The sequence below is a fragment of the uncultured Sphingorhabdus sp. genome, assembly GCF_937872355.1.
Classification (GTDB): Bacteria; Pseudomonadota; Alphaproteobacteria; order Sphingomonadales; family Sphingomonadaceae; genus Sphingorhabdus_B.
This window is the reverse complement of sequence record NZ_CALMSV010000165.1, coordinates 24,235-37,005: the sequence shown is the minus strand read 5'-3', so window position 1 is coordinate 37,005 and position 12,771 is coordinate 24,235. Positions and strand designations below refer to the sequence as shown.

The window sequence follows — 12,771 nt, the reverse complement described above, 5'->3', positions numbered from 1 at the left end:
CGATGCTCTGGGCGCGCGTGAGGCGATTGATCGCAAGATTGAGGTCGAGTTTCCCGGCGATGCCGCACCGGCGCTGCATGGCCGGCCGGGCATGGGGCGCTATCGCAAGCTCGCGCAATATATGAAGAAATTCCATCTGGTGCTCAGTTACAATTGGGGTGCGATGGACGGGGTTATGGCGCGCACGTTGCTCGGTTCAAGCATGGGGTTGCCGCCGCTGATCCACCATGAGGATGGCTTCAATGAGGATGAATGGGAAAAGCTGAACTGGAAACGCAACTGGTTCCGCACCATCGCCCTGCAGCGTTCGGCTGCGCTGGTTGTGCCGTCGCTGACGCTCGAGAAGATCGCAAAACAGGTCTGGCACCAGCCGGTCGAGAAAATCTATCGCTTCCCCAATGGCGTAGATGTTCACCGCTATGAGAAGAAGCCGCAGCGCGGTTCCTTCCCCGGCTTTGTGAAGCGTGATGGTGAGATCATCGTCGGCACCATCGCCGGGCTTCGTGCGGTTAAAAACCTGCCCCGACTGGTACGCGCTGTAGCCGCTGCTGGCCCCAATTTCCGGCTAGCGATTGCGGGGGAGGGGCCGGAGCGCGAGGTTATATTAGCTGAGGCGCAGCGGGTCGGGATAGCAGACCGCTTGATGATGCCCGGTTTCCTGAAAGACCCGGCACGCTTTGTCGGCTTGTTCGATATTTTTGCACTGTCTTCGGATAGCGAACAATATCCGATCTCGCTGGTCGAGGCGATGGCTGCGGCACGTCCGGTGGTGGCAACCAAGGTCGGCGATGTGGCGGCGATGGTTGCGCGCGAGAACCGCCGCTTCATCGTCGAACGTGACGATGAGGTTGGCTTTGCCGCGGCATTGCGCGAAATTGGTGGCAGCGTTGAGTTACGCACCGAACTGGCCCATGCCAATTACGCTCGGGCGCTGGCCGAATATGGAGAGGCAGAAATGTTGGCGCGCTATCAACAGCTTTATGGTGCGACCATGCGGCGCGCAGATTTTGCGCGACAAGATTGAGGCATTCGTCTAGCGAATCCGGCATTGGGGAAGGCGCGCCGTAAAGCGCAAATTGTTAGGGGTTGTTTAGTGTTCAAGGGTCTGAAGCCCATAATATATGGCGGTCGCGAAGTCTGGCCGCTTATCGAAGGCGGCAAGGGTGTGGCCGCAACCAATCATGCAAGCTCTGGCGCCTGGGCAGCTGCTGGCGGCATCGGCACGGTATCTGCCGTCAACGCCGACAGCTATGACGACAATGGCGACATGATCCCGCAGGTTTTCTTTGGTAAAACCCGCGCCGAACGCCATGAAGAACTGGTCGAATATGGCATAAGAGGCGGCATTGCGCAGGTGAAGCGCGCTTATGATATTGCGGGCAGCACCGGTGCCATCAACATCAATGTACTATGGGAAATGGGTGGCGCACAGCGCATCCTCCACGGCATTCTCGAACAGACCAAGGGCCTCGTTACCGGGGTAACATGTGGGGCAGGGATGCCTTACAAGCTGTCAGAAATTGCGGCGCAATATGGCGTCTATTATCTGCCGATTATCAGCTCCGCCCGTGCCTTCCGTGCGCTGTGGAAGCGTGCTTATCACAAGGTGCCCGAATGGCTGGGCGCGGTGGTCTATGAAGACCCCTGGCTCGCTGGCGGCCATAATGGCCTGTCCAACGCCGAAGACCCGACCAAGCCCGAAGATCCCTATCCGCGCGTCAAGGCGCTGCGCGATACGATGCGGCAAGAAGGCATTCCCGACGAGCTGCCGATCGTGATGGCAGGCGGCGTCTGGTATCTGCGCGATTGGGAAAATTGGATCGACAATCCCGAACTCGGCCAGATCGCTTTTCAATACGGCACGCGGCCACTGTTGACGCAGGAAAGCCCGATCCCGCAGGGCTGGAAAGACCATCTGACCAAGATCCCCGAAGGCGGTGTGTTGTTGCACAAATTTTCGCCCACAGGCTTCTATTCGAGCGCGGTGATCAACCCCTTCCTGCGTGAACTGCAGGCGCGATCCGAACGGCAGATTCCTTATTCGACCGAGCAAGCGGGCGATCATACCGCAACCCTCGACGTCGGGGTGCGCGGCAAAAATTTCTGGGTGACGCCGCATGACTTGCAGCGTGCCCGTGAATGGGATGCACGCGGGTTTACGATGGCGTTGAAGACGCCCGACAACACGGTCATTTTCGTCAAGCCGGAAGAAGGTGCTGTCATCCGCAAGGATCAGACCGACTGCATGGGCTGCCTGTCGCATTGCGGTTTTTCGTCATGGAAAGACCATGACAATAATTCGACCGGCCGCCTCGCCGACCCGCGCAGTTTCTGCATCCAGAAGGCGCTGCAGAATATCGCGCATGGCGAACCGATCGATGAAAACCTGATGTTCGCCGGCCATTCGGCTTATGAATTCGGGCGTGATCCCTTTTATTCCAATGGCTTCGTGCCGACAGTTAAGCAGCTGGTTAATCGCATCCTGACGGGCGACTAATCGGCATTTTACATTTACCAATCGTTGACCTTGTTCCCTTAGACTTCGGTCTGTGGGTAACAGGGTATGGGCTTGGCAACTTCCGCTTATCGAAAAGTCGCTCCGGCAAAGTTGGAACAGCGCGGTGCCGTGCGGCATCCCGTTGTCATTAAACGCGCCAGCGTTCGCGGCCATGGTCGCCAGCCATTGGACGCGGAGTTGGACGATCTTTCCGTCTATGGATGCCGCATAGCCGTCGATAGCTTGTTCAAAACTGGCGAGCGCCTTTGGTTACGTTTTGCCGGCGGCAAAGCGATCGCGGCCAATGCAGTCTGGTGCGAAGACGGCAAGCTAGGCTGCCGGTTTGACGAACCGCTCGACCGCGATCTTTTCCGTTCGTTGACGCTGGTATTTGACTGAGCGCCTAGGCGCTCAATCCATATCCCAGGCGCGCTCGCCATGGCTCGAAATGTCGAGCCCGTCGCGTTCCTGCTCTTCACTGACCCGCATCGGGATCACCATCGAAACCATATAGCCGACGATCACCGTCACCACTGCGGAATAGACCGCGACAATGCCAACGCCCTTTACCTGCGCCCAAAGCTGGCTACCCATCGCCATTCCTTCGGCATAGCCATTGCCGCCAAAGGTAGGGGAGACGAGGATTGCAAGCAGGATCGATCCCATGATGCCACCGACGCCATGCACAGCGAATACATCAAGCGAGTCATCGATCTGCAATTTGCCCTTAACGAGGTGCACCGCGTAGAAGCACACCAGACCTGCCAGCACGCCAAGAATGATAGCGCCCAATGGACCAACTGAGCCCGATGCAGGGGTGATCGTTGCCAAGCCGGCTACTGCGCCCGTCGCGAAGCCAACAGCGGTGGCTTTGCCGACCTTGATCTTCTCCAGCAGCATCCAGACCAGAGCCGCGACCGAAGCCGCCAGATGAGTAACAATGATCGCGGTGGCTGCGCCATCATCGTTAGCTGCCAGCGCCGAGCCGCCATTAAAGCCAAACCAGCCCACCCAAAGAAGGCCCGCACCCGCGACCGTCAGCGCAGGGCTATGCGGCAGCATCAGAGTGCGCGGAAAACCGATACGCTTTCCCAGCATCAAGGCGACAACCAAAGCAGATACGCCGGCTGTCGTGTGCACCACAATGCCGCCAGCAAAATCGATGACGCCCTGATTGGCGAGGAAGCCATTGCCCCAAACCCAGCGCGCGACCGGAACATATACCAGCAGGCTCCATAATGCGCTGAAGGCCACGACCCAGCCAAAACGTGCGCGCTCGACCCAGGCACCGACGATCAGGGCAGGGGTGATGATCGCGAAGGTCATCTGGAAAAGGCCAAATACCAATTCGCCAATGGTCTGCCCGTCGCGCATCGCGAACATGTTACCGAACATCACATTTTGCAGATTGCCGATGACGGTGCCGTCAGAGGCAGAAAATGCCAGGCTGTAGCCGATGACGATCCAGAGCAAGGATGTGATTGCCGCGATCGCGCCACACTGGATCAGCACGGACAGGAAGTTTTTTGTGCGCACCAAGCCGCCGTAAAAAAGGGCAAGGCCGGGAAGTGTCATCATCAATACAAGCGCAGAGGCGGTGAGGATCCAGGCAGTATCACCGCTGTCGGGGACCGCTTCGGCAGCGATGTCCTGCGCAAATGCCGGCGCTACAACCATCAATGTGCTGAAAAAAGCAGCAATCTTGAGCGAATAACGCAAGACCAACCTCCCCGATATGTCGATATTTTGGGCAGGCTCTAAGCGAGAGGTTGGATGCCCGCAATTGCTAATTGCGCGCGGACGCTATTTGTCGACAGGAAATTACGCCCATCCTTCAAGAACCTGGTCTGGCGGGCGATGGCCATCGGAAAAGATGCGGATATTGGCGATCACCTTTTCGCCCGAAGCTTCGCGGCCTTCAAAGGTTGCGCTGCCGAGGTGCGGTAGCAGAACGACATTGGGGATAGAGAGGAAACGTGGGTCAATGGCTGGCTCGTGGTTGTAAACGTCCAATCCTGCCCCTGCGATCCTTCCGCGAGTTAATGCCTCGATTAAGGCATCCTCGTCCACCAGTTCGCCACGCGAGCTGTTGATCAGATAGCCATCGCGTTTCATCAGCCCGATCCGCTCGCGGCTCATCAGCTTGTCTGTTTCGTTGGTCAGCGGGCAGTGGAGGGTGATGATGTCGCTCTTCGCGACCAACCGGTCGAGGTCGGGCTCAAAAGTTACACCCAGTTCGTCTTCGATGCTCGCTGGGAGCCGATGGCGCTTGTTGTAGAGAATGTTCAGCCCAAAAGCGCGCGCGCGCAGCGCCACCGCTTCACCGATCCGACCAAAGCCGATAATGCCGAGCGTCTTGCCGCCAATGCGGTGGCCGAGCATGCCGGTCGGCGTCCAGCCTTTCCACTCACCCGAACGCATCATCCGGTGACCTTCACCCAACCGGCGCGGGACGTTGAGGATCAGCGCCATCGTCAGATCAGCGGTGTCTTCGGTAAAAACGCCGGGGGTGTTGGTGACGAGGATGCCTTTGGCCTTGGCTGCCGCCAGATCAATATGGTTCACGCCCGCGCCAAAATTTGCGAACATTTTGAGTGAAGCCGGCGCCCGGGCTATCAGGTCTGCGTCAATCCGGTCGGTGACCGTCGGAACCAAAATATCCGCATCCTGCATGAGTTCCGCAATTTCATCTGCCGACATTTCATGGTCATCAGGATTGAAACGGCAATCGAACAGCTCCGCCATGCGCGCTTCGATCTGTGGCAAAAGTTTGCGGGTTATAGCGACGCGCGGGCGTTCGATGCGTTGAAACTGGGTCATGCTGGCAACCCTATGGCGCGAAGAAAGGCGACGTCAAGCTATCACCCTTGAACTGTCGGTATTGCTTACACTATAGAGGAAGCACTGGGGCAGCAGGTTGCTGGAATATATGCAAAATATCGTAAAATTCATGATTGCCGTCACATTGGTTGCTGCAGGGGGCAGCGCCATTGCGCAGTCGACCAAAAAGACGCCTTATTGGGCATCGATTGACGAGCCTGAAGCGCGGACGCGCACTGGGCCGAGCACTGAGTTTCCTGTGAAGTGGGTGTATAAAAGGCAATATCTGCCGGTAAAGGTCGTCTCCGTACATGAAGTCTGGCGCAAGATCGAAGACCCTGACGGCGATCAGGGCTGGATGCATGTCCGGTTGTTGAGCCCAGAGCGTTCCGCCATCGTCACTGCTCCGGGCATTTCAATGCTGCGCGAACAACCGGCGGCGACGGCGCGAATTTCGTGGCGAGTTGAAAAAGGCGTCGTAGGTCGGATCGACGATTGCCAAAAAGGCTGGTGCCGCCTCGATATAACCGGAAGGGTTGGCTATATCGAAACCGACCGTATCTGGGGCGAAGAAGTCCCTTGAGGACATTGCGTTTAGACAAAATTTGAAAAGCGGTGTTACAACGGTCCCCGAAAGGACATTCACCGCGTGCCCGATTACACCGCCATAAAGCTGCTCGGCATTGCCGGTGTGCTGTCTTATGCGACGGCGCGGCTGGCGACGAAGGCGGGCGTAATCGGCTATAGCCGCTATACGCTGGTGGCCGTTCCGGTGGGCGGGATGCCCAAAAGCCGGCGGGGATATCGTGTTGACCCTATACCCCCCGAGGCGCTCGCCAAGTTCCCATACGACCCCAATGTTGAAGAGCAGGCCCGCCGCTTTGCGCAGGGCCTGACTTGTCTGGCCGCCTATAATGCACGTGATGAATTTGTCGGCGTCACCTGGGTGGGAACCGGCCCTTTCGACGAAAGTATGGTGCATTTGCGCTTTGTTGTTCCGGAAACCGCGATTTGGGATACAGGCCTGTGGATTCACCCCGATCACCGGTTGGGGCGTGCGTTTGCTGCGCTGTGGGCGGGCACGGCGGAATGGATGCAGGCGAAGGGGCGGGTCTGGTCGATGAGCTGGATCGCCGACTATAATCTGCCTTCACTGCTGTCACACCGGCGGATGCGATCGGCCACGGTCGGCCATATAACGACCGTTCGATTCTTCCGCTGGCAATATATGGCTGAAGGCATCCCGAAATTTGTGCGGATTGACCGCGGGGCGCCCGCCGAAATGCACATGCCTTTGCCGGAGTCTTCATTAGCGTTGACCTGATTTGGGCAAGACTCTGCCAACCGGCGCTGCTATCCGTCCGGCATGTCAGACCATAAGCATCTCTACCTCGTTGACGGTTCCGCCTATATTTTCCGCGCTTATTACAGTTTGCCGCCGCTGACCAATCCGGCAGGCGTTCCGGTGGGCGCGGTTGCGGGCTATTCGAACATGTTGTGGAAGCTCGCGAGCGACCTGCACGCGGCGGATGGGCCAACCCATATGGCGGTCGTGCTCGACAAGGCGGGAACCAGTTTCCGCAACGAGATTTACGACCAGTATAAGGCCAACCGCCCGCCTGCTCCGGAGGATTTACGTCCGCAATTCCCGCTGATCCGTGATGCCACGCTCGCATTCTCGCTGCCGATGATCGAGGAAGAGAATGTCGAGGCGGACGACATGATCGCGAGCTACACCAAGGCGGCGCGCGCGCAAGGCTGGGACGTATCAATCATCTCGTCGGACAAGGATCTGATGCAGCTTGTCGGAGACGGCGTCGACATGTTCGACACGATGAAGGACAAGCGCATCGGGCGTGACGAGGTGATCGAGAAATTCGGCGTTGGGCCAGAGCTGGTCGGCGATGTCCTCGCTCTGATGGGTGACAGTTCGGACAATGTTCCCGGCGTTCCCGGCATTGGTCCAAAGACCGCCACCAAGCTGATTACCGAATTTGGCAATCTGGAGGCGGTTCTGGCGGCGGCACCCGACATGAAGCCGTCGAAGATGCGCGATAATCTGATCGAACATGCCGAACTGGCGCGCCTTTCAAAGGTTCTGGTGACACTGAAAGAAGATTGCCCGCTGCCGATCCCGCCGGAGGATATGGCCTTGGGACCAATTCCGGAGGAACCGTTGCGGCCCTTCCTTGAGGAGCATGGTTTTCGTTCATTGCTGAATCGCATTGGCAAGACCAGCGATACGGCCTCAGCCAACAAAGCGATTGCGGGACAACCCAAGGCAGAGCGCAAAGGCGATGGCGGGACTCAGGCTGTCGAGGCGGGCAAGGCAGCTACGCCGGCACCGATGCCGCCGATTGATGCTTCAACCTATGAATGCGTGACAACGTTGGAACGTCTCGATCACTGGATAGCGGAGGCGACCAAAGTCGGCGTGGTCGGCTTTGATACCGAGACCGACAGCCTAGAGGCTGTTACTGCTCGACTGGTGGGTTTCAGCCTCGCGACGGCACCGGGCAAAGCCTGTTATGTCCCGCTCGGCCATGGCGGAACCGATATGTTCGCCGAAAAGCCCGACCAAATCCCGCTCGACGCCGCACTCGCTCGACTGAAGCCATTGCTGGAGGATGAAAGCGTCCTCAAGGTCGGGCAGAACCTCAAATATGACATGTCGGTTTTGCGCCAGCATGGCCTGCACATATCGCCGTTTGACGACACTATGGTGATGAGCTTTGCGCTGGACGCGGGTCGTCAGGGGCATGGGATGGACGAACTGTCCGAGCTCTATCTGGGGCACAAACCGATCAGCTACAAATCGCTGACTGGCACCGGCAAGAGCCAGATAGGCTTTGCCGAAGTGCCGCTCGCCGAGGCGACAAAATATGCCGCTGAAGACGCCGACGTCACGCTGCGGCTGTGGCATCATCTAAAGCTGCGGTTGAGCCTAGAAAAGGTGACGCGCGTCTACGAACTGGTCGACCGTCCACTGGTGCCGGTGCTGAGCCAGATGGAATGCGCCGGGATAAAGGTTGATCGCGCTGTGCTGGCCCGTCTGTCGACTGAATTTGCGGCGCAGATGGAGATACTCGAAAAGGAAATCCATGGCCATGCTGGCCAGCCCTTCACCATTGGCAGTCCCCAGCAATTGGGGGCGATCCTGTTTGACAAGCTGGGTCACAAGGGTGGCAAGAAAGGCAAGTCGGGGCAATATTCGACCGACGTCACTGTGCTGGAAGATCTGGCAGGGCAGGGCGTCGAAATCGCCCGCAAGGTGCTCGACTGGCGGCAATTGGCGAAACTGAAATCGACCTATACCGACAGTTTGCAGGAACAGATCAACGCGAAAACTGGTCGGGTCCATACCAGCTATAGCTTGGTCGGTGCGCAGACTGGGCGCCTCGCCTCGACGGATCCGAACCTGCAGAATATCCCGATACGCACCGAAATCGGGCGGCAGATCCGTGATGCCTTTGTCGCTGAACCCGGCAATGTCATCCTGTCTGCCGACTATAGCCAGATCGAACTGCGCCTTGCCGCGCATATGGCTGATGTCGGGCCGCTTCGTGAAGCCTTCGAACAAGGCGAAGACATCCACGCCCGCACCGCGCAGGAACTGTTCGGGGAGGTCAACCGCGATACGCGCGGGCGGGCGAAGACGATCAACTTCTCGATCCTCTATGGAATTTCGCGCTGGGGTCTGGCGAAACGGCTCGAGTCGAGTTCGGAAGAGGCGCAGCAGTTGATCGACGCGTATTTCAAACGCTTCCCCGGCATCAGCGCCTATATCCAGGAAACGCTGGCGAGTGTGAAAGAGACCGGCTTCACCACGACGCTGTTCGGGCGCAAATGCTGGTTCCCACGCATCGCTTCGCAAAGCCAAGCCGAACGGCAAGGCAGCGAGCGTGCAGCAATCAATGCGCCCATCCAGGGCACCAGCGCAGACATCATCAAGCGTGCGATGGTGCGAATGGGGCCAGCACTAGCCGATGCGGGGCTGCACAATGTCAAAATGCTGCTGCAGGTGCATGATGAACTGGTGTTCGAGCTTCCTGAAAGCGATGTGGCTGCTGCGAGCAAGGTGATCGAAGCCGTGATGGCGAGTGCCGCCGAACCACTCGTCAAACTCTCGGTTCCTCTAGGCGTCGAGATCGGCACCGGTCCAAGCTGGGGCGCTGCGCACTGAGCAGGCATATGGGGTTTTCACCCGCCTTGTAACCATGGTCGGTGTGCACCACCTTTATTGGTATGAAAAAGCGCCATGCATTTGTCATCGCCACAACCATATTGGCTCTGGCCGGCTGTTCAACTTTCGAGACAGGCCCGGTCGGCAATCGTGCCGTTCCCGAACCTGCGAAGGCGGTCGAGGTCGATCGCTATCTGGGGCGCTGGTATGAACTTGCGCGATATGAAGCGGGATTCCAGAAGGATTGTGAAGGCGTCACCGCCGATTACAGTTTGACGGCACCCGGGCAGATCAAAGTGGTGAACAGCTGTCGCAAAGGATCGCTTCAGGGCAAAAGCGAGCGGGCGACCGGCAAGGCGAAGGTCGTCGACGGCAGCCAGAACGCCAAATTACGCGTTTCTTTCTTCGGGCCGTTTTACGGCGACTATTGGGTGCTTGACCGGGCAGACGATTATAGCTGGTCGATCGTCGGTGAACCGAGCGGGCGCTATCTGTGGTTCCTGCATCGCCAAGCCAATCCGGGCGCGGCGACACTCTCCCGCATGAAAGCGCGCGCCGCCGAATTGGGATATGATGTCGGGTTGCTCAGGATTACGCAACAACCCGACAGCTGAACCGGTTTATTTGCGGATATTGACCAGCCCGGCTGTTTTGCCGTCTTTTTCGGTCAGCTCGATCGTGAAGGCTTCGCCGTCCTTGGTGGTTCCGGTCAGCTTGGCGGCATCGCCGTCAGCTTTGATGGATTGCTTGCCGAACTGGTCCTTGAACCAGTCGCTGACCTTCGCCGGATCGGCAGGGGAGGTGAAGCCGATGCGGACGTCGGTCTGCTCATCCTTGCCGCCTTTGTCATTGGCGGTGATGTTGACCGTGTCGACGGTCGATCCGGGATAGAGCTTCACCCCGTCAATGTCGAAATTGCTGTCATCGAGCAGCTTTTTGGGCAGGCGGATATTGGTGTCAAAGCCGGGCACCTTGAAACCGACATTGCCCGTTTTACCGTCAGCAGTGATCTTTACAGTCGCGCCTTCATCCGTCGTAGCATCGATGTTGACGGTCGTGCCTTCGTCAGGCTCATCCTTGCTGCTGCAAGCGGCGAGTCCAAGCGCGAGTGGCAACGCGATTAAGGCATATTTCATAGGATTCTTCTCCATGTGTATTGCCTATATAATACAGCCAAGGAATATGGTCAAGTTCGGTTCGTCGCACAAACGCCGTTAACGCGATTGACAGTGACGTTAACAATGACGCAATTTTACACGCGGTGGCTCCAACCAGCGACGCCTGTCGCACCAAATCAGAGGGACGCACATGCCACGGACGACAACCGGCCTATATCCAAGCGACCGGAAATGGGAGTTGGAAGGTAAAGGGCAACCGCACCCCGGTGTCTTGATTGGTGGCCCTAGCGCGCGTGCCAAGCAGATTGAATATAGCATCCTCGCGGTGCTCCAGGTCGGCGGCGCCATGGCGGCGATCTGGTGGATGTTCACGCATCCAACCGGCTGGGTTGAATGGTCGGCCTTCATTTCCGGCTATCTGATTATCAATTACGGCCTATCCTGCGGTTTTCACCGCTATTTCACCCATCGGTCGTTCGAAACCTCGACGTGGATGCGCTATCTGATCGGTATTTGCGGCCAAATGTCCTGCCAGGGTTCGGTCAAGAAATGGGCTGCCGATCATCGCCGGCACCATGCTTTTGCGGACGAAGTCGGTGACATCCACAGCCCGCATATCGACGGCCATGGTCGCAAGATGGGACCGGTCAAAGGCCTGCTGATAGGCCATCTCGGCTGGCTGTGGGACAATGCGCATACCGATATGCGGCTCTATGGCAAAGGCTTGGTCGGCGATCCGGTTGTGGAGTTTTGCCACAAGACGCGCTGGTTCTGGGTGGCCTTTTCGCTTGTCGTCCTGCCTGCTGGCTGGGCGCTGGCCTTTGGCGGGCCGGAGCATGTTGTGGGCACCGTGCTCATCGGCGGTTTCCTGCGAACCTTCATCTTCCTCAACGGCGTGATGGGCACCAACAGCCTTGCGCACTATTTCGGTTATCGTCGTTATCATGATGTAGGAAAAGCGACCAATAACTGGTTCATTTCCATACTGACTTTGGGTGATGGTTGGCACAACAACCATCACGCCCAACCGCGGGCAGCCAGCAACAAGATCGCCTGGTGGGAAATGGATTTCAACGGCTGGACCATCGAAACGCTGGGCAAGCTAGGGTTGGTCTGGAACGTGCAAAAGCGCGATAGAAACCGTGCTTTTGGTCACCTCGAACCACATCAACTGGACGGCAAACCGGTCATGAATTTTGCCGAACCCACCAAGGTCGACGAAGCTATTTTCTAACCTCTTTTGCGTTCCTGCTTATAGGTGCCAAGCAACCGCACCTTGGTGCAGTGGAAAGCGAGTTCCTCAAGCGCACGGTCGACGGCGGGGTCGCCAGGCGCACCCTCAATGTCAGCGAAAAACTCCGTCGCGGCAAAGCTCGCGCCATTCTGGTAGCTTTCGAGCTTGGTCATATTGACACCATTGGTCGCAGAACCGCCCATCGCCTTGTAAAGCGCGGCGGGGATGTTTTTCACTTCGAAAATGAATGTGGTCATCAAAGTGCCGCCATCGGCGTCTGGAACAACGGGGTCGCGGGAAAGAACAACGAAACGCGTGGTGTTCCGATCATCGTCCTCAATGCCTTCCTGGATCATCTCCAGCCCGTAAATGCCTGCGGCTATTGGCGGTGCGACGGCTGCGGCTCCTTCATCGTCGCTGTCTGCCACAAAGGCAGCTGCGGCCGCAGTGTCGGCATAAGCAATTGGCGTGATGCCCTTTGCGCGCAGATAATGGCGGCACTGCCCAAGCGCTTGGGGGTGGCTCATTGCCGTTGTCAGTTTTGCATCGGCATGCTTGGCCATCAGGCAGTGCCGGATGCGCATGAAATGCTCGCCAATGATCGAAAGTCCGCTTTCGGGTAGCAGAAAATGAATATCGGCCACGCGGCCATGCAGCGAATTTTCGATGGGGATTACAGCGCGGGCAGCCCGGCCTTCTTTCACCGCATCAATCGCGTCCTCGAAAGAAAAGCACGGTACGGGCAGGCAATCAGGGTCGACCTCAAGCGCTGCCAGATGCGAATTGGCACCGGGAGCACCCTGAAAGGAAACCGCGCGAGCAGGGTTGGCTGCTGCGGCTTTGGTCATTTCCTCGACGCGGGCGAGGGCACTTTTGGGAAAGCTCTCCATATCGGGGCTGGCGGATAGGGCAGTCAAAA

At 57.9% G+C, this 12,771-nt stretch carries 12 protein-coding genes; 8 read left to right on the top strand and 4 right to left on the bottom strand.

Annotation, left to right across the window (positions count from 1 at the left end; all coding sequences use genetic code 11):
- From Q0239_RS10640 to Q0239_RS10630, 3 genes are all read left to right on the top strand, one after another.
- Nucleotides 1-1,024: glycosyltransferase family 4 protein (locus Q0239_RS10640; RefSeq protein ID WP_298602437.1), on the top strand; the 1,024-nt coding region annotated here is incomplete at its 5' end.
- A gap of 69 nt (nt 1,025-1,093) precedes the next feature.
- A complete protein-coding gene (locus Q0239_RS10635; RefSeq protein ID WP_298602433.1) occupies nt 1,094-2,497 on the top strand; it encodes a nitronate monooxygenase in 1,404 nt (467 codons plus the stop codon).
- 72 nt (nt 2,498-2,569) lie between these two features.
- Nucleotides 2,570-2,896, top strand: a complete 327-nt coding sequence (locus tag Q0239_RS10630) for a PilZ domain-containing protein (RefSeq protein ID WP_298602430.1) — start codon at nt 2,570-2,572, stop codon at nt 2,894-2,896.
- A 12-nt stretch (nt 2,897-2,908) separates the two neighbouring features.
- On the opposite strand, the gene Q0239_RS10625 is transcribed toward Q0239_RS10630, so the two are convergent.
- The gene (locus Q0239_RS10625; RefSeq protein WP_298602443.1) at nt 2,909-4,174 is read right to left on the bottom strand and encodes an ammonium transporter; all 1,266 of its coding nucleotides are present in this window, start codon (nt 4,172-4,174) and stop codon (nt 2,909-2,911) included.
- Between the two features lie 144 nt (nt 4,175-4,318).
- Entirely contained in the window at nt 4,319-5,317 is a 999-nt protein-coding gene (locus tag Q0239_RS10620; protein ID WP_298602428.1) for a D-glycerate dehydrogenase, read from the bottom strand.
- A gap of 109 nt (nt 5,318-5,426) precedes the next feature.
- Between Q0239_RS10620 and Q0239_RS10615 the strand changes: the two genes are divergently transcribed.
- From Q0239_RS10615 to Q0239_RS10600, 4 genes are all read left to right on the top strand, one after another.
- Nucleotides 5,427-5,900: an SH3 domain-containing protein gene (locus tag Q0239_RS10615; protein WP_298602425.1), complete on the top strand. Its 474-nt coding sequence runs from the start codon at nt 5,427-5,429 to the stop codon at nt 5,898-5,900.
- Between the two features lie 66 nt (nt 5,901-5,966).
- Entirely contained in the window at nt 5,967-6,641 is a 675-nt protein-coding gene (locus Q0239_RS10610; protein WP_298602423.1) for a hypothetical protein, read from the top strand.
- A gap of 42 nt (nt 6,642-6,683) precedes the next feature.
- On the top strand, nt 6,684-9,500 hold the full coding sequence (gene polA / locus Q0239_RS10605) for a DNA polymerase I (protein WP_298602422.1): 2,817 nt from the start codon (nt 6,684-6,686) through the stop codon (nt 9,498-9,500).
- Between the two features lie 62 nt (nt 9,501-9,562).
- Nucleotides 9,563-10,114 carry a lipocalin family protein gene (locus tag Q0239_RS10600; protein WP_298602419.1) on the top strand — a complete coding sequence of 184 codons (552 nt, stop codon included), beginning with the start codon at nt 9,563-9,565 and terminating at the stop codon, nt 10,112-10,114.
- Nucleotides 10,115-10,120: 6 nt separating this feature from the next.
- Here Q0239_RS10600 and Q0239_RS10595 read toward each other — a convergent pair whose 3' ends face one another.
- Complete coding sequence (locus Q0239_RS10595; protein ID WP_298602416.1) at nt 10,121-10,651, bottom strand: hypothetical protein; 531 nt, start codon at nt 10,649-10,651, stop codon at nt 10,121-10,123.
- 157 nt (nt 10,652-10,808) lie between these two features.
- Between Q0239_RS10595 and Q0239_RS10590 the strand changes: the two genes are divergently transcribed.
- Entirely contained in the window at nt 10,809-11,852 is a 1,044-nt protein-coding gene (locus tag Q0239_RS10590) for an acyl-CoA desaturase (protein WP_298602413.1), read from the top strand.
- Here the strand turns inward: Q0239_RS10590 and Q0239_RS10585 are convergent.
- Complete coding sequence (locus Q0239_RS10585; protein ID WP_298602440.1) at nt 11,849-12,742, bottom strand: prephenate dehydratase; 894 nt, start codon at nt 12,740-12,742, stop codon at nt 11,849-11,851. The genes Q0239_RS10590 and Q0239_RS10585 overlap by 4 nt on opposite strands.
- Nucleotides 12,743-12,771 lie beyond the last annotated feature (29 nt).